Source organism: Candidatus Pelagibacter bacterium nBUS_44, from assembly GCF_051200895.1.
GTDB lineage: Bacteria > Pseudomonadota > Alphaproteobacteria > Pelagibacterales > Pelagibacteraceae > Pelagibacter.
The window spans coordinates 277,688-300,985 of sequence record NZ_CP172838.1 but is presented as its reverse complement, the minus strand read 5'-3'; the positions used below and the strand labels follow the sequence as shown (position 1 = coordinate 300,985).

The 23,298-nt window shown below is 31.0% G+C and carries 25 protein-coding genes; 16 read left to right on the top strand and 9 right to left on the bottom strand.

Features of this window, described 5'->3' with window-relative positions:
- The first annotated feature begins 2 nt into the window (after positions 1-2).
- Entirely contained in the window at positions 3-791 is a 789-nt protein-coding gene (locus ACIJYB_RS01605) for an SDR family oxidoreductase (protein ID WP_435151586.1), read from the top strand.
- Here the strand turns inward: ACIJYB_RS01605 and ACIJYB_RS01600 are convergent.
- From ACIJYB_RS01600 to ACIJYB_RS01590, 3 genes are read right to left on the bottom strand one after another with little or no spacing between them, the layout of a single operon-like run.
- Positions 788-1,186, bottom strand: coding sequence for a GFA family protein (locus ACIJYB_RS01600; protein WP_435151584.1), 399 nt, complete (start codon positions 1,184-1,186; stop codon positions 788-790). The genes ACIJYB_RS01605 and ACIJYB_RS01600 overlap by 4 nt on opposite strands.
- Positions 1,186-2,130: a 3-hydroxyacyl-CoA dehydrogenase NAD-binding domain-containing protein gene (locus tag ACIJYB_RS01595; RefSeq protein WP_435151581.1), complete on the bottom strand. Its 945-nt coding sequence runs from the start codon at positions 2,128-2,130 to the stop codon at positions 1,186-1,188. The genes ACIJYB_RS01600 and ACIJYB_RS01595 overlap by 1 nt, the downstream gene beginning before the upstream one ends.
- On the bottom strand, positions 2,130-3,017 hold the full coding sequence (locus ACIJYB_RS01590; protein WP_435086507.1) for a 3-keto-5-aminohexanoate cleavage protein: 888 nt from the start codon (positions 3,015-3,017) through the stop codon (positions 2,130-2,132). The genes ACIJYB_RS01595 and ACIJYB_RS01590 overlap by 1 nt, the downstream gene beginning before the upstream one ends.
- Positions 3,018-3,052: 35 nt before the next feature.
- On the opposite strand from ACIJYB_RS01590, the gene ACIJYB_RS01585 reads away from it, so the two are divergent.
- From ACIJYB_RS01585 to ACIJYB_RS01515, 15 genes are all read left to right on the top strand, one after another.
- On the top strand, positions 3,053-3,781 hold the full coding sequence (locus ACIJYB_RS01585) for a class II aldolase/adducin family protein (RefSeq protein WP_435151578.1): 729 nt from the start codon (positions 3,053-3,055) through the stop codon (positions 3,779-3,781).
- A complete protein-coding gene (locus ACIJYB_RS01580; protein ID WP_435151575.1) occupies positions 3,782-4,249 on the top strand; it encodes a thioesterase family protein in 468 nt (155 codons plus the stop codon).
- On the top strand, positions 4,249-5,082 hold the full coding sequence (locus tag ACIJYB_RS01575; RefSeq protein WP_435151572.1) for a TauD/TfdA dioxygenase family protein: 834 nt from the start codon (positions 4,249-4,251) through the stop codon (positions 5,080-5,082). The genes ACIJYB_RS01580 and ACIJYB_RS01575 overlap by 1 nt, the downstream gene beginning before the upstream one ends.
- A gap of 5 nt (positions 5,083-5,087) precedes the next feature.
- Entirely contained in the window at positions 5,088-5,624 is a 537-nt protein-coding gene (locus tag ACIJYB_RS01570; RefSeq protein WP_435151569.1) for an HD domain-containing protein, read from the top strand.
- The gene (locus ACIJYB_RS01565; RefSeq protein ID WP_435151566.1) at positions 5,621-7,204 is read left to right on the top strand and encodes a choline dehydrogenase; all 1,584 of its coding nucleotides are present in this window, start codon (positions 5,621-5,623) and stop codon (positions 7,202-7,204) included. Before ACIJYB_RS01570 ends, ACIJYB_RS01565 begins: the two co-directional genes overlap by 4 nt.
- On the top strand, positions 7,201-8,151 hold the full coding sequence (locus ACIJYB_RS01560) for a DMT family transporter (protein ID WP_435151564.1): 951 nt from the start codon (positions 7,201-7,203) through the stop codon (positions 8,149-8,151). Before ACIJYB_RS01565 ends, ACIJYB_RS01560 begins: the two co-directional genes overlap by 4 nt.
- Positions 8,151-9,116, top strand: coding sequence for a 2OG-Fe(II) oxygenase family protein (locus ACIJYB_RS01555; protein WP_435151561.1), 966 nt, complete (start codon positions 8,151-8,153; stop codon positions 9,114-9,116). The genes ACIJYB_RS01560 and ACIJYB_RS01555 overlap by 1 nt, the downstream gene beginning before the upstream one ends.
- A 107-nt stretch (positions 9,117-9,223) precedes the next feature.
- Positions 9,224-10,393 carry an LLM class flavin-dependent oxidoreductase gene (locus ACIJYB_RS01550; RefSeq protein WP_435151558.1) on the top strand — a complete coding sequence of 390 codons (1,170 nt, stop codon included), beginning with the start codon at positions 9,224-9,226 and terminating at the stop codon, positions 10,391-10,393.
- 17 nt (positions 10,394-10,410) lie between these two features.
- Complete coding sequence (locus tag ACIJYB_RS01545) at positions 10,411-12,090, top strand: thiamine pyrophosphate-binding protein (protein WP_435152502.1); 1,680 nt, start codon at positions 10,411-10,413, stop codon at positions 12,088-12,090.
- The gene (locus ACIJYB_RS01540) at positions 12,091-12,720 is read left to right on the top strand and encodes a class I SAM-dependent DNA methyltransferase (RefSeq protein WP_435151555.1); all 630 of its coding nucleotides are present in this window, start codon (positions 12,091-12,093) and stop codon (positions 12,718-12,720) included. It begins immediately after the preceding gene.
- A 5-nt stretch (positions 12,721-12,725) separates the two neighbouring features.
- On the top strand, positions 12,726-13,313 hold the full coding sequence (locus ACIJYB_RS01535; protein ID WP_435151553.1) for an amino acid synthesis family protein: 588 nt from the start codon (positions 12,726-12,728) through the stop codon (positions 13,311-13,313).
- Between the two features lie 6 nt (positions 13,314-13,319).
- Positions 13,320-14,102 (top strand): alpha/beta fold hydrolase, encoded by a 783-nt coding sequence (locus tag ACIJYB_RS01530; protein ID WP_435151551.1) that lies wholly within the window; start codon positions 13,320-13,322, stop codon positions 14,100-14,102.
- Positions 14,095-15,576: an aldehyde dehydrogenase gene (locus tag ACIJYB_RS01525; RefSeq protein ID WP_435151548.1), complete on the top strand. Its 1,482-nt coding sequence runs from the start codon at positions 14,095-14,097 to the stop codon at positions 15,574-15,576. Before ACIJYB_RS01530 ends, ACIJYB_RS01525 begins: the two co-directional genes overlap by 8 nt.
- Positions 15,577-15,580: 4 nt before the next feature.
- Positions 15,581-16,438 carry a DMT family transporter gene (locus ACIJYB_RS01520; RefSeq protein WP_435151545.1) on the top strand — a complete coding sequence of 286 codons (858 nt, stop codon included), beginning with the start codon at positions 15,581-15,583 and terminating at the stop codon, positions 16,436-16,438.
- 74 nt (positions 16,439-16,512) lie between these two features.
- The gene (locus tag ACIJYB_RS01515) at positions 16,513-17,703 is read left to right on the top strand and encodes an ABC transporter substrate-binding protein (RefSeq protein ID WP_435151542.1); all 1,191 of its coding nucleotides are present in this window, start codon (positions 16,513-16,515) and stop codon (positions 17,701-17,703) included.
- A gap of 56 nt (positions 17,704-17,759) precedes the next feature.
- Here ACIJYB_RS01515 and ACIJYB_RS01510 read toward each other — a convergent pair whose 3' ends face one another.
- From ACIJYB_RS01510 to ACIJYB_RS01485, 6 genes are all read right to left on the bottom strand, one after another.
- A complete protein-coding gene (locus tag ACIJYB_RS01510) occupies positions 17,760-18,521 on the bottom strand; it encodes a sulfite exporter TauE/SafE family protein (RefSeq protein WP_435086470.1) in 762 nt (253 codons plus the stop codon).
- Between the two features lie 120 nt (positions 18,522-18,641).
- Positions 18,642-19,973, bottom strand: a complete 1,332-nt coding sequence (locus ACIJYB_RS01505; protein WP_435152499.1) for a branched-chain amino acid ABC transporter permease — start codon at positions 19,971-19,973, stop codon at positions 18,642-18,644.
- A 35-nt stretch (positions 19,974-20,008) separates the two neighbouring features.
- Entirely contained in the window at positions 20,009-21,019 is a 1,011-nt protein-coding gene (locus ACIJYB_RS01500; RefSeq protein WP_435151539.1) for a branched-chain amino acid ABC transporter permease, read from the bottom strand.
- A 1-nt stretch (position 21,020) separates the two neighbouring features.
- Positions 21,021-21,728 carry an ABC transporter ATP-binding protein gene (locus ACIJYB_RS01495; protein WP_435086467.1) on the bottom strand — a complete coding sequence of 236 codons (708 nt, stop codon included), beginning with the start codon at positions 21,726-21,728 and terminating at the stop codon, positions 21,021-21,023.
- The gene (locus ACIJYB_RS01490) at positions 21,728-22,516 is read right to left on the bottom strand and encodes an ABC transporter ATP-binding protein (protein ID WP_435086466.1); all 789 of its coding nucleotides are present in this window, start codon (positions 22,514-22,516) and stop codon (positions 21,728-21,730) included. The genes ACIJYB_RS01495 and ACIJYB_RS01490 overlap by 1 nt, the downstream gene beginning before the upstream one ends.
- Positions 22,517-22,518: 2 nt before the next feature.
- On the bottom strand, positions 22,519-23,286 hold the full coding sequence (locus tag ACIJYB_RS01485; RefSeq protein WP_435151536.1) for a pyrroline-5-carboxylate reductase: 768 nt from the start codon (positions 23,284-23,286) through the stop codon (positions 22,519-22,521).
- Between the last annotated feature and the right edge of the window lie 12 nt (positions 23,287-23,298).

The following is a 23,298-nucleotide window of genomic DNA, read 5'->3' as shown; positions in this document are numbered from 1 at the left end:
TAATGGTTAACCAATCATTAAAGAATAAAAGAATTATAATTTCTGCAGGAGCATCTGGAATAGGTTTAGCAACAGCAAAAGTTTGTCTTGCTAGAGGAGCCTACGTTTATCTTTGTGATATAGATAGTAAATTTCTTAATAAACTAAATAAGCACCCATTAAGAAACAAAAGATTATTTGCATATCTTTGTGATGCATCAAATGAATATCAGGTTTCAGATTTTTTTGAGAAAGTTAAAAAGAAAACAAAAAAAATTGATGCTTTAATAAACAATGTAGGTATTGCTGGACCAACTGGCTCCCTTGAAAAATTGAAGTCAAAAGATTGGGAAAACACCTTACATATAGATGTGAATAGTCATTTCTATTTCACAAAAAAAGCAATCCCTTTACTAAAAAAATCTGAAAACGGATCAATAGTAAATATTTCATCAACAGCTGGTATACTTGGTTTTCCACTTCGCTCTCCTTATGCTGCAAGTAAATGGGCTATAATTGGTGTTACAAAAACATTAGCAATGGAACTAGGTAAATTTAATATTAGAGTTAATGCAGTATGTCCCGGAACAATTAAAGGTGATAGAATGAAAAGAGTAATTAGAGATAAGGCTAAATTTACTAAAGTTTCAACTAAAACAATTGAAAAAGATTTTGTTTCAATGAGTTCAATGAAGCAGTGGATCTTAGAAGAGGATATTGGAAAAATGTGTTCTTTTTTAATTTCTGATGATTCAAATAAAGTATCAGGACAAGTAATCTCTGTTGATGGTCACACAGAAAGAAATGATTAATTTGAAAACCTTTTAAATTTTGGAAGTTTATCTGTAATTTTATAAAAATCTGATTTAGTCCCAACAAATATATTTCTCATAGTTTTAAGACCTGTTTTTCCATTAAACATTCCTGCTGCTATCGAGACATTGTCTGAATTTTTAAATTTAAAAAATATACTAGCCCCACATTTGTTACAAAATCCTCTTTTTGCATTGTTTGATGATTTAAACCATCTAAGTGTTTTTTTATTTATAAATTTAATATCTTTATCTTTAACATTTGAATAAGCACCATAAATCCCATGGGTTTTTCTGCACTGAATACAATGGCAATTTGAAACATTTCTGTGTTCACCACTGGTTTTAAATTTAACTCCCTTACATAAACAAATAGCTGTTAAGGTCTTTTTCATTATTTTCTAATTTTATTTTCGTACTTTTTTCTCAGCTTTTGAAGTTCAACAAGATATTCATCTCTAATATTTGAAATCTTGGTAACTGATTTTCCTTTAGATTGTTTTTTTGTGCCTTGGACCAGTCTATCAATTAGATTTTTAGATAAAGTTGGAGCTTTTAATTTTGTCCATGGAAGTTTTAGAGCTGGTCCAAATTGCTCTAGCATATGTCTCATTCCAGCTTTTCCTCCAGCTAAATGAAATGTTAAAAAGGTGCCCATTAAAGACCATCTAAGACCCGGACCATCTTCAATTGCTCTATCTAAATCCTCTGTAGTTGCATGGCCCTCTTTAATAATGTGTAGCCCTTCTCTCCATAAGGCTTCTTGTAATCTATCAGATAAATAACCAGGCAACTCGTGTTTGACCATTATTGGATTCATTGAAATTGAATTGTAAAATTTTTTAGCTCTTTCTAAATATTTTTTTGATGTTTTTTTTCCAGGAACAATCTCAACAGCAGGTAATAAATAAACTGGATTAAAGGGGTGTCCAATCATTGTTCTTTCAGGGTTTTTGCATTTGGAATAAATTTTTGTTGGTAATAGTCCTGAAGAGCTTGATGAAATAATTGCATTTGGTTTAGCGTATTTTCCTATAGTGTTCATCAACTTAGTTTTTAAAGCATAATTTTCACTTGCACATTCTTGAATTAAGTCTGCATCTTTTAAAGCTTCCTCAATAGAGGTAAAATATTTAAAATTTTTAAGATTAAGTTTTTTTTTATTAAAAAGTTTTTTTACAGGTGGCCAAGTTCTTTTAATCTCAGCTATTAAATTTTTTTTTAATTTAATATCTTTATCGTAAGCGTTTACAATTTTATTATGCGCCAAACATCTAATGATCCAACCTGCTCCAATTACGCCGGTACCAATTACTGCAATTTTTTTGATTTGAGACATTACTTGTGTTTAACAAGTTTTAACTTTTCTCTAGTTTCTGCTGGTGTCATCGGTGTGTAACCAATCTCATCGACAATTCTTATAGCTTTTTCAACCAATTGAGCGTTAGTAGCAAGCTTACCTTTTGATAAATATAAATTATCTTCTAATCCAACTCTTGGATTACCTCCCATTAAAACCGTCTGAGCAACAAATGGCATTTCATTTTTTGAAATAGCAAAACCAGACCACACACCTTCATTGGGCATAATATCTTTCATAGCCTGCATTGCTAAAGTAGTTGCGGGTGCTCCCCAAGGTATTCCTAAACACATTTGAAACATTGGTGGATCACTTAATAATCCTTCTTTATATAACTGGGCTCCGAACCACATGTTTCCTAAATCAAAAGCTTCTATTTCTGGTTTCACACCAATTTCTTTTAATTTCTTAGCAGCTTTTCTTAAATCATTGGGTGTATTAACAGTGATTGTTGAACCATCACCAAAATTTAATGTTCCAGCATCCAGTGTACAAATCTCAGGAAGAAATTGCTCCGCATTTGCAATTCTTTCCATAACGTTTGCCATATCAGTCATTGGCCCAAAATCTAATGGATTTTCACCTTGACCAATATCAAGATCACCCCCCATGCCAGTAGTTAAATTTATAATTACATCCGTGTCACTTGAACGAACTCTATCAACAACTTCTTTATACAATTCCAGTCTTCTACTTGGGGTACCATCTTCTTCTCTAACATGAATGTGTGCTATTGCAGCTCCTGCTTTTGCTGCTTCAATTGAAGCTGTTGCGATTTGTTCCGGAGTCTTTGGTAATTCTGGGTGTTTGCTAGCAGTATCACCTGATCCAGTTACCGCACATGATATAAAAACCTTATTGCTCATAATTTATAATTTAAATATAGTTTAATTTAGTAAAAATGGAAATAACAGAATTACAAAAAGACTTAGCTGCAACCTTTAGATGGACTGCAAGATTAAATATGCACGAAGGTGTTGCAAATCATTTTAGTGCCTGTGTACCTGGCTCATCAACTGATTTTTATGTAAACAAAGCTGGAATACATTTTAGTCAAATTAAAGCTAGTGATTTAATTTTAGTAACTAAAGAAAATATTACAGACCTTAAAAATAAACCTGATTTAATTGATCCTACAGCAATTAGTATTCATGGTGCAATTCATCATAAAGTTCCACATGCTAAGTGCATTTTTCATGTGCACTCCAAATATGCAACTGCTCTATCAACTTTAAAAGATCCTACCTTGAAACCTATCGATCAAAATACAATGATATTTTATAATAGAGTTTCAGTTTTTAATGATTTTGGAGGACTAGGATTTGAAGATGAGTCTATCAAGATGGCTAATGCACTTGGAAATAAGCAGCATATGCTTTTAGCTAATCATGGGGTTATTACTACAGGTGAAACAGTAGCAGAGGGTTTTAATTATTTATATTATTTTGAAAAAGCAGCAGAAACTTATTTAACTGCCTTAGCTACTAATAAAGAATTAAATGTTGTAAGCAACGAAGTAGCAGAAAAAACAGCTCAAGAAACGGCAGATTATCCTATTGATTTAGCAAAGTTGCATCTTGAACAAATAAGATTAATTTTAGATAAAGAAGAACCAGAATATAAAAATTAAATGTCTGTACATATAGCAAATCAAATTATTAAAAAAGAATGGACCGATTACAATAACCATATGAATATGGCTTATTATGTATTGGTGTTTGATCAAAAATGGGAATTGATTTTAGAAAAATTTAAAATGGGAGAACAGTCTGCAAAAACAACAAATATGAGCACCATGGTTGTTGAAACATACACAACCTATAACAATGAAGTTAAAGAAGGTGACGAAGTAGCAATTAATCTTACATTTTTAGATCATGACAAAAAAAAACTACACTATAAAATGGAAATGATTGAAAAATCCTCAAAAAAACTTTCTGCAACACTTGAAATGTTATCTTTGTATATTGACTTAAATAAAAGAAAAGTTTCAGAGTTTGAACAAGAAAAAGTAAAATTAATGGATAACTTTATAAACCTTAATAAGCAGAATTTTAATAATGATAATTTATTAATAACTGGAAAGTTAAAAAAATAATGGAAATTAAATTATTATCTGGAGCTTTAGGTGCTGAAATAAAAGGAATTGATTTAACGGATGTATCTGATGAAAACTTTAAAAGAGTTAACAATTTGCTTTTAGAGCACAAGGTAATTTTTTTTAGAGATCAGCCTATTTCTAAAGAACAACAAATTGCTCTTGCAGAAAAATTTGGACCTTTAGAAACTCATGCATATGTAAAGGGGCTAGATAATTATCCAGAAATTGTAAGAATTATAAAAGGAAAAGAAGAAAAAAACCAATGGGGAGAAAATTGGCATAGTGATGTTAGCTATAATTCAAAACCAACCAAAGCTGTTATACTTAAATCAGTTAAAATACCTCCTGTTGGTGGTGATACCTGTTTTTCTAATATGGAATTAGCATGGGAAACATTAGATCCTAAAATTCAAGAAAAAATAAAAGATAAAAAAGCAATTCATAGCTCTCTAGGAGCAGAATTTTTCATTGATAATTACAAGCACATGGAAGGAAATGAAAAAAGAAATTACGACTCTTATTCTAATGAACATCCAATTGTTAGAACTCATCCAGAAACGGGTAAAAAAATCTTATTTGTTAACTGGACTTATACAAAGCAGATTATAGGTTTAGATAAAGAAGAAAGTGATCAAATTTTAAAAGAAATTTTTGAACATCAAGAAAGATTAGATTTAACTTGTAGATTTAATTGGACCGAAAATACAGTTGCAATCTGGGATAATAGGAGCGTTATTCATTATGCTATTGCAGATTTTTTTCCTGGCAGAGGTCTTGGCCATGAAAGAATAATGGATCGTATTGCAATTGAAGGTGATCATCCTCAATAACTTTAATGCAAATTGTTGATAAAATAATTTCAAATTTTACTAACAATAAGTCTCTTTATATTGGTGAAAAAGTTACCATGTCAGAACACATGATACAGACTGCAATGCTTGCTGAAAAAGCCAAATGTAATGATGATTTAGTATGTTCTTGCTTGCTGCATGATTATGGACATTTCATTCTAGAAAATCCTGATGAATTGGTAAAAGAAAATTTAGACGGTAAACATGAAGAAATTGGTTATGAATTTTTAAAAAAAATTTTTAAAAAAGAGATTACTGAGCCAATAAAATATCATGTTCTTGCAAAAAGATACCTTGCTAAAGATAAACAATACTTTGATTTACTGTCAGAAGCTTCAAAAACAAGCTTACGATTACAAGGTGGGGCGCTAAATGATGAAGAATGTATTAAATTTGAAGCTCAAAGATATTTCAAGTCGACAATACTTTTAAGAAAATTTGATGAAGCAGCTAAAAAAACTAATGTCAAAATGAAATCTATCCATGACTATCAAAAATTGCTAACGTCCAAGTTGATATGAAATTTGATTATTTAATTATTGGTGCAGGATCAGCGGGTTGTGTTCTGGCAAATAGATTGTCGGAAAATAGTCAAAACAACGTAGCTGTTTTTGAAGCAGGAAAACCAAGTGATATTTGGAAAGTTAACATGCCACTTGCAATTTTATATACAATGCATGATCCCAAATATAATTATAAATATTATTCAGAACCAGAACCTCATCTCCATAATCGAAATCTATTTTGTCCAAGAGGTAAAATGATTGGTGGCTGTTCTGCTCATAACGGGATGGTTTATGTAAGAGGTAATCCTAATGACTATCAAAGATGGTCTTCGTTCGGATTAAAAGATTGGTCTTATGATAAAGTTTTGCCTTTCTTTAAAAAAATAGAAACTTGGTCTGAAGGTGAAAATGAATATCGAGGTGGAAATGGAATTTTACCAGTTAATCAGTCTAAAAATAAAAATCCATTATTTAAAGCATTCGTCGACTCAGCTGGAGAGGCTGGATATAAAATTAATGAAGACATGAATGGTAAAGATCAAGAAGGTTTTGGGATGTATGACGTAACTATCCACAAAGGTGAAAGAGCTAGTGTTTCAAAATACTATCTAAATCCAGCTAAAAAAAGAAAAAATTTAAAAATTTTTACTGATGCCTTTGTTGAAAAAATTATTTTTGATGGAAAAAAAGCTATTGGTATTGAAGTAAAAATTAAAAACAAAATAGAAAAAATTTATGCAAATAAAGAAGTAATCCTTAGTGGTGGTGCAATAAACTCTCCGCAATTATTAATGCTTTCAGGAATTGGTCCAAGCAAACATCTTAAAGATAACGGTATAGAAATAATCCATAATTTAGAGGGTGTTGGAAGAAATTTACAAGACCATTTGGAAACGTATGTGCAACAAGAGTGCAAAACTTCAGATACTTTATATTCCTATGTGAATAAATTAAATATGATGAGAATTGGTATTCAGTGGTTTTTATCTAGAACTGGTCCGTGCTCTACTTCTTTTCTAGAAGCTGGTGGTTTTTGTAAGTCTTCACCTGAAAGAGAATATCCAAATATACAATTTCATTTTTTTCCAGCTTTTGTAATTGATCATGGATTAGTTGACCCTGACCGCCATGGTTATCAACTTCATGCAAGTCCTAATCATCCAAAAAGCAGAGGGCATATTACTTTAAATAGTTCTAATCCATATGATTATCCAAAAATTCAATTTAATTATTTAGAACATGAGGATGATCTAAAACAAACAATAGAATGTATTCATGTAGCTAGAAAGATTTTAGGCCAAAATTCATTAAAACCTTTTGCAGGAAAAGAAACAGGGCCTGGTGAAAATGTTAAAACAGATGAAATGTATGAAGAATATATAAGATCTAAGGCAGAAACAGCTTATCACCCATCTTGTACTCTTAAAATGGGTGTAGATGACATGGCTGTTGTAGATGAAAAACTTAAAGTGCATGGTTTACAAAATATTAGAGTAGTTGATGCATCAGTAATGCCAGAAATTACTAGTGGCAATCTTAATGCTCCTGTATTGATGATTGCAGAAAGAGCATCTGATTTTATTCTTAATTCATGATAACGCCTCAAAACAATTCTAAAGGTATCCTTTTTATTTTAATTGGAATGGCATTATTTTCAATGCAGGATGCTCTAATTAAGTTTATTTATGAAGATTCAGCTTTATATGAATTATACTTTGGAAGAACTTTCGTTGCATTAATTTTACTTATTGGATATTTAAAGTTATCAAAACAAAAGATAAACTTAACAACGCACTACCCTTTTTTAACAATTCTAAGAGTTATTTGTTTCTTTTTTGGTTTTAGTTTTTTTTATATTTCACTTACTTACATGTCTTTAGCCATGGCTAATGCATTATTTTTCTCAAGCCCATTCTTTGTTTCAATATTGGCTACGATTGTTTTAAAAGAAAAGGTTGGAATTAGAAGGTGGGCTGCAATTTTTATTGGTTTTATTGGAGTATATATAGTTTTAAATCCTGATTTTAATAATTTTGATTATATGAAATTGGCACCTGTTGCTTGTGCTTTGTGTTACGCAATATCAATGACCATTACTAAAATCACCTCTCATAAAGACAATGTTTATACTCAAATGATACATTTATATTTTGGTGCGCTCTTAATTAGTATTTTGTTTTTCCTTTTTACAGGAAAAGGACAGTTAGGTAGTTTTGGCAATCCAACATTTCAATTTATTTTTAGAGAATGGTTTACAAATCCGTCCTTTGCTTGGCCATTTATTGTGGCGATGGGATGTATTGGTGCTTTTGCATTTTATTTTGTATTCAATGCATACAGTATAGCCTCACCTTCTGTTGTATCAATTTATGAATATTCTCTAATAATCTGGTCTATATTAACAGGGTTTATTCTATTTAATAATATTCCAACAACAAGGACCTTTGTTGGTGTTTCAATAATTATAAGTGCTGGCATATATATTTATTTTAGAGAAAAAGTAAAAGATCAAATGATTGTTACAGATACACCAAACAGATAATGAGGAACTATATTCCAACAATTAATATTTCACCCTTGTTAAAATCAGATTTTGACTCTATTTCAGCAAAAAATGTAATAAGAAAAATTGAAAAGGCATGCAAAGATGTTGGTTTTTTTCAAATAACAGGACATGGTATAAATAATAAAAAAATAAATAATATTTGTAAAATTGGTAATAAATTTTTTAATTCATCAGATGAAAATAAAAAAAAGTTAGCGCCAAAAAAATGGAATAAAAAAAATAAAAATATTTACAGAGGATATTTTCCAAATACAGTAAATGGCAAAGAAGGTTTGGACTTAGGTGATTTTAAAATTAAACCTCATGATTTAAAAAAGCATAAATCTCCATATATTGAATATCTAAAATTGAATAAATCCTTCAATAAATCCTCAATAAAAAGTTTATCAAATTATTTTAATGATATTTTTTCTTTAAGTGAAATATTGTTTAAAAGTATAATTAAACTATATAAAAAAGATTTAAAAATTTGTAATCAAGCTTTCTCAAGAATAAAAACTCTTAGCACATTAAGATTCAATTATTATCCCAATCAAACAAAACCTGTTGAAATTTCAAAACAAGATGGCGTTGCACTTGGGTGCGAAACACATGTGGATAGTGGAATTTTTACTGTTCTATATCAAGATAAGAAAGGTGGTCTTCAAGTTCAAAATAGAAAAAATAAAAAATGGTATGATATTCCATTTAATAAAAACGCTCTCATAGTAAACACTGGATTAGCCCTAGAGTATTTAAGCAAAGGTAAATTTAAAGCCACAAATCATAGGGTATTATGGAATAAGTCAAAAAGGATATCTGTTCCTTTTTTCTTTGAACCTTCTTATGATTTTAAAATGCACCCTTCTTTTTTAAATAACTTAAATAGCGATAAAAAAAGCATATTTTTTCAACATTTCTTAAAGAACTCTCTAAAGAAATTTATTGAATATCAGCGCTAAGATTAATAATATTATTTTATTAAAGCGATACATAACTCATCGTTATATCCAATACGAAAGCGGGATCGATCGTCTTTTTTTAAATTAGAAAGTTTAAAGGAGGAAGCATGAAATTTGGATACTTTTGTAATACTACCAACTGGACACACAAGCCATATCACGAGCTATTAGATGAAACTAGAGAGATCACAGAATATTGTGATCAGAATAAATGGAATTCAATTTGGTATACCGAGCATCATTTTAACCATGAAGGCATGGAGTCATTAACCAATCCTTTAATGATGGGTGTTGATGCGGCAGCCAGAACTAAAGATATAAGAATTGGACAGGCTTGTAATGTAATCACATTTCATAATCCGATAAGAATGGCAGAAGATATTGCCTTATTAGACCAATTATCAAAGGGTAGAGTTGAAATTGGAATTGGTAGAGGAATTTACGGAAGAGAAGCTATAAATTTAAATAAAGAAGCTGACATGAAAGACCAAGCTAAAAACTTCAGACTGTTTGAGGAAACTTTAACAATTTTAAAAAAAGCTTGGAAAGAAAAATTTTTTAATCACAAAGGTGAATTTTATACTTATCCTGCACCAGATTATGTGTGGCAACATGATATGAGTCCACCAAATAAAGATTTGGTAAACCTTGAGACTAATGTTATGGAAAATATAAGCGTTCTTCCAAAACCTTATCAAAAACCTTGTCCCCCTATTCATCAAGTTGTAGATGGTATTCGATCTATCGAATGGGCTGCGCAACAAGGTTTAAATATTATTATGTGGATACCAACAGTTAAAGCGTTAAAAATTAAATTTGAAGCTTTCAAAAATGCAAAATCAGAAGCAGAAAAAAGAAATGTACCAATGGGTGAAGGTATTTCTCTAGTAAGAGATATGTTTGTTGCTGATACAATGGAAGAAGCAAAAGAAAAAGCTGGTGAGCATATGGTGAACTACATGAGATGGGTTTGTCATTGGAGAGGTTTAGGAAATCATATGGATCCAGGTGAAGAATTACCTATTACTAAAGGAAAGTTAGATTTACTTAGTTATGATTTTTTACATAAACGAAATATGCTTTTTGGAACTCCAGAATATGTAATTGATAAAATTCATGAATTAAAATCTGAGTTAAACTTACAAAATTTACAAGTTTGGTCAAATTTTCCTGGCATTAAGCACGAAGATTGCATGAAAAGTATAAAGCTTTTTACTGAAAAAGTAATGCCTCACTTTAAAGATGATATTGATACTGAAGTCAAAAAAGTTTCGTGATCAAGCTACATAAGAAAATGACTGGTGGTGAAGCTGCCGTTAAATCTTTAAATAAACAAAATGTTAAACATGTTTTTGGTCTCATTGGCTCAGCTACAATGGAAATGTTTGATGCTCTTTACCATGAAAAAAAAATAAAATTTATTGGTGTAAGAGATGAACGAACTGGAACCCATATGGCTGATGGGTATGCGAGAGCTTCTAATAAACCAGGTGTTATAATAGCTGGACAAAATGGACCTGGAGCTACAAACTTAGTAACAGGAGTAGCTCAGGCAAAAGCTGCTTTTTCACCAGTAATTGCAATTGCTGGATCTTATTCTACAAAAGATAAAATGGAAGATGCATTTCAGGGTCTCGATCAGCAATCTTTATTTACTCCAATTACAAAAAAAACCTGGACTGTTAAAAATTCAAAAATAATACCTAATGTTATGAATGAGGCTTTTAGCCTTGCAATGAAACCTAGAAGAGGTCCTGTTTGCGTTAATCTACCAAGAAACATTTTAGCAGCAACAAATACTTATAAAATCAATACTAATAAGCCCTCTTTTGAAAGTGAGAGCAGTCTTAAAGGTGAAAATAATAAAATAAAAAAAGCTGCAAAAATTATAAATCAAGCCAGTCAATTTGTAATAATTGCTGGTGGTGGGATTAAATATAACACCAAATATAAGGAGGTAATCAAACTTGCTGAATTGTTAAATGTACCAATTGTTACAGCGGCTGGTCATGGAGATGCCATTCCTTTTAGTCACAAGCTGAATGCAGGACAGATGGGACCTCGTGGAAACCCTGTTGCATCAAGACTTGTTAAAGAAGCGGATGTTATTTTAGCAATTGGAACTCGATTGGGCTTTAACTCTACTTTTTATTCATATGATAACATAAATAAAAAAGCAAAAATTATTCAAATCGAAATTGAAAAAAAGATGCTTGGAAAATATTTTACAATAGTTGTTGGAATTAATGCTGATGCAGCAACTGCTACAAATCAAATATATAATGAAATAAAAAAAAACAAATTAAAACTAGATATTAAAAATTGGACTAATTTATATTTAAAGGAAAGAAAAGAATTTTTAACAAATAGGGAAAAAAATGATTTAGGTAAAAATTTTCCTATTCAACCAAAAGGCCTGTTCAAACAACTTCGAAAAGTTTTACCAAAAAATACTGCAATTACTCTAGATGCCGGAACACTTTGTTTACAAGCAACAGATGCCCTGGAATATTATAATCCACCATCTTTATTTACACCTCTAGATTTTGGTTTAGTTGGTTTTTCTTTTGCATGTGGTCTTGGAGTGAAAATTGCAAAACCCAAAAAGACTGTTGTAAGTCTTATGGGTGATGGTGGTTTTGGCATGACTATATCTGAGTTAAGTACTGCAGTTGAATATGGAATAAACACAACAACTATTGTAATGAATAATCAAAGTTGGGGAGCAGAAAAAGCTTATCAAAAAGATTTTTTTGGGAAAAGATATTTGGGTGCAGATATTGCCAGCCCTTCATTTGATAAAGTTGCAGAATTATATGGCGCAAAAGGATTTAAGGTAAAAAAAATATCTGAAATAAATGAGGCTGTTAAAGCAGCAATTAAATGTAATAAACCTGCAGTAGTTGATGTTGATGTCGATCCTAGTGCATTATATAGTTTTAGAAGAGATAGCTTTAAACATAGGCAAAAATAAATGTCACAAAAAGATATTGGCAATAAAATTCCGATTTACAAATTAAAAGCAGGTAAGGAAGTTGAAGATTATTATGACGAGTGGACTGTTGAAAACAAATATGACAAAGACATGGTTGATTGGAAATATTCTGGACCTCAAGAAACTGTAAATCTTTTCAATAAACATATTTCTAACAAAGATATTAAAATTTTAGATGCTGGTTGTGGAACCGGTCTAGTAGGTATTGAGCTCAAAAAAAATGGTTTTCAAAGATTTGATGGAGCTGATTTTTCACAAAAAATGCTAGATTTAGTACCTGAGAATATTTATCAAAATTTGTTCAAAATTGATCTCAATAAAAAAATAGATATAAAAGATAATGCTTATGAGGGAATAACCTGTGTTGGAACTTTTACTTTTGGCCATGTTAACCCACCTGCATTAGATGAATTGATAAGAATTTGTAAAACTGGATCATTAATTAGTTTTACAATAAATATTGGTATTTATGAGGAATATGGATTTGACAAAAAGATCAAAGAATTAGAAGATAAGAATTCTTGGAAAATAATTGAATTCTTTAAATCAAATTATATTGCAAGCAAAGAGGTAAATGCTTGGCTAGTATTAGCTCAAGTAACTAAATAAAAATTATGGATATTAATTTAAGAAAATTTACAAAATTTGTTGATAAAACTTTTGTTGAAGGTGGTAAGAAGGCAAAAGAACCAGTTATATTGGTTTCTGTTGCTGCTATTTTTAAAAATCCTTGGCATGGTCAAGGTTTTGTTGAAGACTTAAGACCTACAATTTTAGACCTAGCCCCTAAACTAGGTGATCTATTGGTCCCAGAACTAATTAAAGAAATAGGATCTCCAGAAAAAATATTAGCATATGGTAAAGCTGGAGTGGTCGGATTAAATGGAGAAATAGAGCATGCCTCGGCTTTTATACATACATTAAGATTTGGTAATAAATTTAGAGATGCGGTAGGTGGAACTTCTTATTTAAGTTTTACAAATACTAGAGGGCCTGCTGGATCAAAAATTTCAATTCCAATGATGCATAAAACAGACTCTGGATTACGACCTTATTATTTAACTCATGAATTCACGATACATGATGCTCCATTTGATGATGAAATTGTTATAGCCATTGGTGGTGCTTCAAGTGGAAGAGCTCATGCAAGAACTGGTGACAGATATCAAGATATGAAAGAAATGGGTATCGAGCCCAAATAGTATTTGATGATAACCGAGAATACTACATCAGGTACATTCTATGTCTTTAATAAAAAAGAACAATCAACTCCAATAGTTTTTATTCATGGCGTTGGTTTAACTTATGAAATTTGGCAACCTCAATTAAATTTTTTTAAAAGTTACTCTAATCTTTCTTATGATATTCTTGGACACGGAAAATCATCTTTAAAAAAGCAAAATATAAACTTTGATGATTTTTCAAACCAGCTTATAGAACTAATTGATGAGATTAAAATAGATAAAATTCATTTAGTTGGTTTTTCTATTGGATCATTAATAGCTAGAAATTTTGCAACAAAATATAATGATCGGCTTCAATCATTAATTCTTTTAGGCTCAATATATAAACGGTCGGAGCAGCAACAAAAAATTGTTAATGAAAGATTTGATCAAGCTAAAAAAGAATTAAAACTTTCAAGGCAAGCATTGAAAAGATGGTTTACTGACAAATATTTAGAAAATAATCCTGATACTTATGAAAAAATTAGTTCGATTTTATCTGGAAATAATATGGATAACTTTTTAAAAGTTTATGAACTTTTTGTTAAGCATAAAAATGATGAAGACTTTGAAAAAATAAATACTAAAACGCTAATAATGACAGGAGAACACGATAATGGTTCTACAATTGAGATGTCGAAGCAATTAAACAACGTAATTAAGGATAGTAAATTAAAGATTATCAAAGGTGGTAAACATCTTTGTGGTATTGAATGTGCAGATGAGGTAAATTTGACTATCAAAAATTTTGTAGAAAATAATGACTAAATTAAAACATTATAAAATGTTTATTGATGGAGAATGGGTAGACTCCGAAAATAATAAAACTTTTGAAACCTTAAACCCTGAAAATAATGAGCCATGGGCAGTTGTACCTGAGGCTAGTGCGAACGATGTTAATAAAGCAGTTAATGCAGCTCAAAAAGCATTTGAAGGTGAGTGGCCAAAATTGCTTCCAAGAGACAGAGCAAAATTTCTAAGAGCTATAGGAGAGCAATTAAGAGAAAATGCTGAAATGCTTGGTGAAATAGAAACTATTGATACTGGAAAATTATTTAGAGAGACTAAAAAACAGGCAATTTATATTGCTGAGTATTATGATTATTATGCTGGACTAGCAGATAAAGTAGAAGGAACAGTTCTTCCAATAGATAAACCAAATGTTCAAGCTATAACTACACGAATTCCTATAGGAGTGATCGCAGCAATTGTTCCATGGAATTCTCAAATGTTTTTAACAGCAACTAAGTTGGCTCCTGCTCTTGCTATGGGTAACACAGTAGTAATTAAATCATCTGAATTAGCTCCAGCTGTTATGTTTGAGTTTGCAAAACTAATTGAAAAAACTGGAATTCCAAAAGGTGTTGTTAATGTAATAACTGGATTTGGTGATCCATGTGGAAAGGCATTAACTACACATAATTTAGTGGAAAAAATTGCTTTCACTGGTGGTCCTGAAACTGCAAGACATATCATAAAAAATTCTGCAGAAAATCTTTCAGAAGTAAGTCTTGAACTAGGAGGAAAAAGCCCCGTTGCTGTTTTTGATGATGCAGAACAAGAAAATGCAATAAATGGAATTACCGCAGGAATTTTTGGAGCAAGTGGCCAAAGTTGTATTGCTGGATCAAGACTTTATATTCAAAAAGGTATTTATGATGAATTTTTAAAAAAACTTTCTAAAAGAGCATCAAAAATCAAAATTGGAACACCCATGGATCCTAAAACTGAAATGGGTCCTTTAAGCAGCTTTAAACAATTAGAAACAATTGAAAAAAATATCAAAGATACATTAGAACAAGGTGGAAAAATAAAATGTGGAGGTAAAAGAGACTCTTTTTCTAATAAAGGTTATTATTTTCCACCAACAATTATTGAATGTGATAATCACAATTTACCAGTTGCTGAAAATGAGTTATTTGGACCTGTTTTATCAGTTATGAAATTTAATACTGAAGAAGAAGTAATTAATAAAATGAATGACAATCAATATGGTTTGTCTTCAGGGATTTATACTAGCAACCTTTCAAGAGGAATGCGAGTTTCAAAAGCAATAAGAGCAGGAATAACTTTTGTAAATACTTATAGGTTAATTTCACCATCTGCTCCATTTGGAGGAATTAAGGATAGTGGTTATGGTAAAGAAGCAGGAATTGAGTCAATAAAAGATTATACTAGAATTAAAACTACTTGGTTTTATACTTCAGATGAACCAACATTAGATCCTTTTTCAATAAGATAATAAATTGCCTTTAAAACATTTATTAATTTTGCTTTTTATTGCAGTAGCTCATGGAAGTGCTTTTCCATTTACCAAACTAGTTTTAAATGACTCGGTGCCTCCAATTCTTATGGCATCGCTAAGAATGGGGCTGGTGTTATTAATATTGATTCCTTTTTGGAAATTCAAAATACCAGAGAAAAAATATTTACCTTCATTAATAGCTTTTTCAATATCTATGGGTGTTTTAGTATATGTATTTATGACTTTTTCATTGTATCATTCATCTATTATTTCACCTGTAATAGTAGGTTCACAATTAGCAATACCTTTTGGAATTTTGGCAAGTGCATTAATTTTAAATGAAAATATAAGTCCAAAAAAATGGTTTTTAATTTTTACTGCTTTTATTGGAGTCTTAATAATATTTTTTGATCCAAAACTAGTTGATAATTTTTTAGGATTATTTTTTGCAAGTCTAATGGCACTAGCTTTTGCATTCGCTCAAGTTTTCTCAAGGCAATTAAGAGATTTGGATATTAGTTTAATTAATGCATTCACTGGTCTCTTTGGTTTTACAATTTTATTATTTGCATCTTTTTTAATTGAAGGTGACACAATCTCAACTATTCAATCTATAAGTCGTAACTCTTGGATTTTAATATCCTATCAAGCAATTGTCGTCTCTTTGGGTGCTCATTTACTAATGTTTTATCTATATAAATTTTATACTGTAGGACAAATTTTCCCCTCTTATTCTTTATTTCCAATTTTTGGGATTGCTTTAAGTTTTTTAATATTTGGGGAAGTCCCTACCACATTGTTCATATTTGGTGGTATAATCGTAATAACATCAGTCTTTTTTCTCCACAAAATTAAATAATTTGCTTATTGAAAAATCGATGAAATAAGCTTTAATTTATTTTTTATAAATTGTTAACAATAAAAAGGAAGATAATGAAAAAACTATTTATAGCTGCATTTATGCTTGTTTCAAGTTTTGGAACAAATGTAATGGCAGACGGACATGCGATTAAAATGGGAATCATTTTAGGATTTACTGGTCCTATTGAATCTCTAACACCAGCTATGGCTGGATCTGCTGAACTTGCTTTTAAAGAAGCTTCAGATTCAGGTTCTCTATTAGGTGGAAAGAAAATTGAAGTAGTAAGAGCAGACTCAACCTGTGTAGACTCAGCAGCAGCGACAGCAGCAGCTGAAGGTGTTATCTCACAAGGTGTAGCAGCTATCATGGGTGCTGACTGTTCAGGTGTAACGGGTGCGATTGCATCAAATGTTGCTGTACCAAATGGTGTAGTAATGATTTCACCTTCTGCAACTTCACCAGGATTAACAACTCTAGATGATAATGGGTTCTTTTTTAGAACAGCTCCTTCTGATGCTAGAGGTGGACAAATTTTAGCTGACATTACTAAAGATAGAAAAGTTAAAAGTGTAGCTATTACTTATACTAATAATGACTACGGGAAAGGTTTGGCAGATGTTTATAAAGCTGCTGCTGAAGCTCATGGTATTAAAGTTACAGCTGTTACTGCTCACGAAGATGGTAAAGCTGACTACTCATCTGAAGTTGCAACATTAGCTTCTGCTGGTGGTGATGCTATGGCTGTAATCGGTTACCTTGACCAAGGTGGAAAAGGTATGATTCAAGCTGCGTTAGACTCAGGTGCTTTTGATACTTTTGTTTTATCAGATGGTATGATTGGGCAATCACTTGTTGACGCATTTGGAAAAGGTTTAAGTAAATCTTTTGGTTCAATGCCTGGTTCAACTGGAAAAGGTGCAGGTGTATTTGCTGATGTAGCAAAAGCAGGTGGTATTGATTCTTCGGGACCATACACAGGTGAGTCATACGACGCAGCTGCATTAATAGTTTTAGCAATGCAAGCTGGTAATTCTGCTGATAGAGCATCAATTGCAAAAAATGTAATGGGTGTTGCTAACGCTCCTGGAACAAAAATTTATCCAGGTGAGCTTAAAAAAGGACTAGATTTACTAGCAAAAGGTAAAAAGATAAATTACGAAGGTGCAACTGGAGTAACTTTTACTAATGTTGGTGAATCTGAAGGTTCTTTCTTAGAGCAAGAAATTAAAGGTGGAAAATTTAAAACTAAAAAACAAAGATAATTAATATCTTAATTTTAAAACCCTCAGCATTGAAAATTGCTGAGGGTTTTTTTTATTTAAAGATTATACAATATTCTCAAAATACCAATTACTGAGATAGTTATCAAAAAATAGAAGACTACTTTTCTGTAAGTTTCTTCTCTACTTTTAACAAAAAATTTATTACCAATAAAAACACCTAAAGGTAAAATAATTATAAGTGGAATAGATCTATACAGAGTAGTCATATCAACAATTCCCCCAAAATAACTTAAAGAGAATGCATAAGTATCAGTTATAAAAAATAATGCTGCTAGAGAGCCCCTTATAAAGATTGGTTGCATGCTTGTGATAAGTAAAAATAAAGCTACTGGCAAACCGCCCAGAGTAGATAATCCATTTAGAGCACCAGAAATAGTACCTGTTAATATTTTTATAAAATTATTATCAATTTTTTTATTTGAATAACCTTTCATTAAAAGAATTGAAAAAAATATTATAATAAAACATATCAATAAATGGGTAAAACTTGGGGAAAAAAATTTTAAAAGATAAAGACCAATTGGTGAGCCGATTGCAATTCCTATTAAAATTTGAAACACAAATTTCCAATTAATATTATTCCAAATATAAGGAATCATAAAAATGCTAATTGCAACTTCAAGTATCAGAATAATTGGAACAATTTCTATAGCAGGCAACATAAATGCTAATCCAGAAACGGAAGTAGCCGAAAACCCAAAGCCATTAAATCCTCTGATTGTAGATGCAACCAGTATAATTAAGCTTATTAAAAAAAGTTCAAATAAACTTAAATTTAAATAATCCAATAAAATCATTTTGATTTATAACTTCGTTAAAATATTGTTCTTAATTCTTCCAATTAAAACATATATTTGTCTGCTATGTACATAGCCCATGCAATTGCGGCACCTAATATAATATATTTCATATTATGATTACTTTATTTCTATTTTTTCTGGAAGTATACCTTTGGGTCGATATCTCATTATTAATAATAAGCCAAGACCCATCATTAAATATCTAAAATAAGGAACACTTTCAATTAAATGAATTTTTAAAAAATGGGTATCTGCCATTCCAGCAGTGAATAAATTAATTAAAAACAATGCAATTGGCGCAGCTTCTATCCATAAAAACCATACAGCAAATCCACCTAAAATAGCTCCAAAATTATTACCACTACCACCAACTATAACCATAACCCAAATTAAAAAAGTATATCTCATAGGTCTATAACTTCCTGGTGTGAACAAACCGTCTTGAGTAACTAACATAGCTCCAGCTATTCCAACAATTGCTGAACCTAAAATGAAAATTAACAAATGTTGTTTAACAACATTTTTACCCATAGCATTAGCAGCTTCTTCGTTGTCTCTTATTGCTCTCATCATTCTACCCCATGGTGAGTAAAGTGCTTTTTGTGTTAAAATTAAAAGTACAATAACAACAACTAAAAATAATCCTGAATAACATAGTTTAACAAAAACCGATGATCCTTCTATAACAAGTTGATTAAGTGCAGCTTGACGATCTGCAAAATTAGATATTACAGCTAATTTTCCTGAATTAAATTTTTCAACTAAATTAATAAACCAATCTGTCGTTTGAAGATCCACTTCATATGGTGCTGGTCTTTTAAGACCAATTACATTTTTAACTCCTCTTGTTAACCAATCCTCATGTTTAATTATCGCTATAACAATTTCAGAGATAAGCAATGTTGCAATTGCTAAATAGTCAGCTCTTAAACCTAAGGCAACTTTTCCAACTATAAAAGCTAAACCCGCTGCAAAGAAAGCTCCAACTATCCATGAAAAGATAATTGGTAATCCAAAACCGCCAAGGAATCCTGTTTTAGCAGGGTTAACTGCTTCAATAGCTTCAATCCCTGGTTCCGCAGTTATTCTGATAATTATAATTCCAGTAACAATAATTGTTGCAATTCCATAAGTTCTTAATTTAGATTTTTCAAAATTTTTTAAAATAAATCGAATAGCTAATACCATTACTATAATCAGCCATAAGCACATTAATATGTCGAAACCTCCTGCACGCCACGCTTCTTGAACAGGGTCTACAGATATCAAAACTGCTGCTAGTCCACCTAGGGCAGTGTATCCCATAATTCCAAAGTTAATTAATCCAGCATAACCCCATTGAATATTGGCACCCATTGTCATCACTGCTGAGATTAAGCACATATTAAATATTGATAAAGCTATGTTCCATGATTGAAAAATTCCAACTAGAATTATCAAAACCATCATGATGCTGTAGGCAGCAATTACATTTAAATTCTTTCTCACAAGACTTTCCCTTTAAATATTCCTGATGGTCTATACAGCAGTACTATGACTAATATTGAGAACGACACTGCAAATTTATAATCTGTTGATAAAAGCTGAACCAAACTCTCAGGCTCCATACTCTCAGGTAAAATATACGTAAAAAATTTTTTATAGGCATAAGTTAAAAATATTTCTGAAAAAGCAATAACATAACCCCCTAAAAATGCTCCAAATGGGTTTCCTATTCCTCCTACTATTGCAGCGGCAAATATAGGAAGCATGTTATTAAAGTAAGTAAACGGCTTAAAGCTTTTATCTAAACCATATAAAACTCCCCCTATTGTTGCTAAAATTCCAGCAATTATCCATGTAATCATAACAATTCTTTTTGGATCAATTCCAGAGAGTAATGCTAAATCTTCATTATCTGAATAAGCTTTCATACTTTTTCCAGTTTTCGTTTTATTTAAAAACCAAAATAATAATGAAACCAAAACAATAGTTACAAATATAGTTAGAACTTGAGTGGACTTAATGGCCAAGCCTTCATTAAGACCAGTCATTTCTTTAAATTCTCCTGCCTTGATAATAAATTTCTGTCCATCAAAGAACCTTTGGTCTGCTGGTCCAATAATAATTCTTACTACTGCTTGAGTTACAAACATTACACCAATACTCACCATAGCAAGTTGAACTGGAGGGCTTTTGTTTACTCTGTAATATCTGAAAACAAACTTATCAATGAAAAGCATGTAGGCAATCATAAACATTATAGCAAATGGAATTGCTACTAGTGCTGTTGGCAAAACTCCCAACGAAAAACCTAGTGATTGCAGATACCACGTAAATAAAATTGTAACCATTGTTCCAAATGACATCATGTCCCCTGTTGCAAAGTTAGCAAATCTTAAAATTCCGTAAATCAGTGTAACAAAAATTGCACCGAGTGCTAATTGAGATCCATAAGATAGTGCAGGAATAAATATATAATTTAATAAAAGTATAATTGAATTCAAAATATCCATATTACCCACCTAGAAAAGAGCTTCTTACTCTTGGATCGTTTAATAATTCTTGACCAGTTCCTGAATAACGATTTTCTCCAGTTACTAAGACATAGCCTCTGTCTGAAATATTCAAAGCCTGTTTAGCATTTTGCTCTACCATTAATATTGCAACATTAGTTCTTTTAACTTTTACTATATGGTCAAATAACTCATCCATCACAATTGGGGAAACGCCTGCTGTTGGTTCATCCAACATTAAAACTGTTGGCTTGATCATTAATGCACGACCAAGAGCCACTTGCTGTCTCTGTCCACCAGATAATTCACCAACTAATTGGTTTCTTTTTTCTTTGAGAATAGGAAATAAATTATAAATTTCATCTATAGTATCTTTGATTTCGTCATTAACTAAAAAAGCACCCATTTCTAAATTTTCTTCAACAGTCATTCCTGCAAAAACATTTTTAGTTTGAGGCACAAAAGAAATCCCTTTTTTTACTCTGTCTTGAGGAGATAATTTTGAAATATCTTTACCATCTATAATTACTGATCCAGATTTTAAATTAAGCAAACCAAGCATAGCTTTCATGGCTGTTGATTTGCCAGCTCCATTTGGCCCAAGAATTGAAACAATCTCACCTTTGTTCACATTCACGGTACAAGAATTAATGATATCTGGTCCATTGCCATATCCGCCTGTCATTTCATTTCCTTCAAAATATGCCATTAATTTTGATCCTTAAGTTTTGAGCCTCTACCAAGGTAACTTTCTATTACTTTTTCATCTTTTTTAGCATCTTCAACTGTTCCCTCAAATAAAACTGAACCTTCTGCCATGACTATTACAGGATCACAAAGTCTACCAATAAAATCCATATCATGTTCAATCATGCAGAATGTATAACCCTTCTCTTTATTTAACTTTTCAATAGCTGTTCCAAGATCTTTAAGTAAAGTTCTATTAACCCCAGCCCCTACTTCATCAAGTAAGACTAATTTAGCATCCACCATCATGGTTCTACCTAGTTCTAATAGTTTTTTTTGACCTCCTGACAAATTTCCAGCAAGTTCATTTGTTAAATGACCTAAGTTTAAAAAATCTACAACCTCTTTAGCTTTTTCTTTAACTAATGCTTCTTCCTCTTCAACTAGTTTTGGTTTTAATAATGCAGTCATTAATTTTTCTCCAGATTGGTTTCCTGGAACCATCATTAAATTTTCTAAAACAGATAAATTTGAAAACTCATGAGCAATTTGAAAAGTTCTAAGTAATCCTTTTGAAAATAATTCATATGAAGGAACATCTGTAATATTCTCCTGATCAAAAGTAACTGAGCCACCTGATGATCTTAAATTACCTGCAATTAAATTGAATAAAGTAGTTTTGCCAGATCCATTTGGGCCAATAATTCCTGTTATTGTTCCTTTCTTCACTTTTAAAGAACAATCAGACACAGCAGCTAAACCCCCAAAGTATTTAGATAGATTATTAATTTCTAAAATATTTTCTGACATTTTTATTTGCTAAGTCTTTTATGAATACTATTCAATGTTTTGTCTAATGACTTGAAAAATCCAGCTTTCGAAAGTTCTTTAACACCTTGCTCATTAAGGCCTTTTGGAGTTTGTGACTCTTTTACCAAATACTTTAAATCTTTTTTTGAGTTTGCAAGCGCATCTTCTGATAATGCCAAGAATAATGATGTTATATATTTTTGAGCATTGTCTCTTTTGACTCCTCTTTTAACTAACCAATTAGTCATACTACTTAATAGCTGATAAAAAGGAGCCATCATTCCTGAGGTAGCCCAAAAGTTAATAGAAGATTTTTCATTTTTAATTTCAACAGTCGTTCCAATTTTATCAAAGAAAGCTTTTACTCTTTTATCGGGAGGACATATTGGGACTGGCCCTTTTTTCAATGATATTGGTGGTAATGGTATCGCTCTTATAATCTTAGCTTTAACTTTTATTGCTTTTTTTAATTGAGATAAAGTAATTGTAGAAATAAAACTTACTATTGTTTGTTTTGATTTAAATTTTAAATCTTTAATTATTTTCTCACCAACGATAGGTGTAACAGCTAAAAATACCCAATCACATTTATCAATTATTTGTTGATTATCTTTAGCGATAATTATTTTTTTAAATTTTTGCTTTAAAGTTCTGGCAATCTTTTTATTTCTTGCTGAGATTATAATTTTATTAAATGAAATTTTAGATGTACAAATACCAGTAATTACTGAAGATGATATTTTGCCCGTGCCTATAAATCCTAAATTCATAAATTTGAATAC

Coding starts and splice junctions, on each gene's coding strand:
- ACIJYB_RS01605 (WP_435151586.1), top strand. CDS start 3: ATGGTTAACCAATCATTAAAGAATAAAAGAATTATAATTTCTGCAGGA.
- ACIJYB_RS01600 (WP_435151584.1), bottom strand. CDS start 1,186: ATGAAAAAGACCTTAACAGCTATTTGTTTATGTAAGGGAGTTAAATTT.
- ACIJYB_RS01595 (WP_435151581.1), bottom strand. CDS start 2,130: ATGTCTCAAATCAAAAAAATTGCAGTAATTGGTACCGGCGTAATTGGA.
- ACIJYB_RS01590 (WP_435086507.1), bottom strand. CDS start 3,017: ATGAGCAATAAGGTTTTTATATCATGTGCGGTAACTGGATCAGGTGAT.
- ACIJYB_RS01585 (WP_435151578.1), top strand. CDS start 3,053: ATGGAAATAACAGAATTACAAAAAGACTTAGCTGCAACCTTTAGATGG.
- ACIJYB_RS01580 (WP_435151575.1), top strand. CDS start 3,782: ATGTCTGTACATATAGCAAATCAAATTATTAAAAAAGAATGGACCGAT.
- ACIJYB_RS01575 (WP_435151572.1), top strand. CDS start 4,249: ATGGAAATTAAATTATTATCTGGAGCTTTAGGTGCTGAAATAAAAGGA.
- ACIJYB_RS01570 (WP_435151569.1), top strand. CDS start 5,088: ATGCAAATTGTTGATAAAATAATTTCAAATTTTACTAACAATAAGTCT.
- ACIJYB_RS01565 (WP_435151566.1), top strand. CDS start 5,621: ATGAAATTTGATTATTTAATTATTGGTGCAGGATCAGCGGGTTGTGTT.
- ACIJYB_RS01560 (WP_435151564.1), top strand. CDS start 7,201: ATGATAACGCCTCAAAACAATTCTAAAGGTATCCTTTTTATTTTAATT.
- ACIJYB_RS01555 (WP_435151561.1), top strand. CDS start 8,151: ATGAGGAACTATATTCCAACAATTAATATTTCACCCTTGTTAAAATCA.
- ACIJYB_RS01550 (WP_435151558.1), top strand. CDS start 9,224: ATGAAATTTGGATACTTTTGTAATACTACCAACTGGACACACAAGCCA.
- ACIJYB_RS01545 (WP_435152502.1), top strand. CDS start 10,411: ATGACTGGTGGTGAAGCTGCCGTTAAATCTTTAAATAAACAAAATGTT.
- ACIJYB_RS01540 (WP_435151555.1), top strand. CDS start 12,091: ATGTCACAAAAAGATATTGGCAATAAAATTCCGATTTACAAATTAAAA.
- ACIJYB_RS01535 (WP_435151553.1), top strand. CDS start 12,726: ATGGATATTAATTTAAGAAAATTTACAAAATTTGTTGATAAAACTTTT.
- ACIJYB_RS01530 (WP_435151551.1), top strand. CDS start 13,320: ATGATAACCGAGAATACTACATCAGGTACATTCTATGTCTTTAATAAA.
- ACIJYB_RS01525 (WP_435151548.1), top strand. CDS start 14,095: ATGACTAAATTAAAACATTATAAAATGTTTATTGATGGAGAATGGGTA.
- ACIJYB_RS01515 (WP_435151542.1), top strand. CDS start 16,513: ATGAAAAAACTATTTATAGCTGCATTTATGCTTGTTTCAAGTTTTGGA.
- ACIJYB_RS01510 (WP_435086470.1), bottom strand. CDS start 18,521: ATGATTTTATTGGATTATTTAAATTTAAGTTTATTTGAACTTTTTTTA.
- ACIJYB_RS01505 (WP_435152499.1), bottom strand. CDS start 19,973: ATGATGGTTTTGATAATTCTAGTTGGAATTTTTCAATCATGGAACATA.
- ACIJYB_RS01500 (WP_435151539.1), bottom strand. CDS start 21,019: ATGGATATTTTGAATTCAATTATACTTTTATTAAATTATATATTTATT.
- ACIJYB_RS01495 (WP_435086467.1), bottom strand. CDS start 21,728: ATGGCATATTTTGAAGGAAATGAAATGACAGGCGGATATGGCAATGGA.
- ACIJYB_RS01490 (WP_435086466.1), bottom strand. CDS start 22,516: ATGTCAGAAAATATTTTAGAAATTAATAATCTATCTAAATACTTTGGG.
- ACIJYB_RS01485 (WP_435151536.1), bottom strand. CDS start 23,286: ATGAATTTAGGATTTATAGGCACGGGCAAAATATCATCTTCAGTAATT.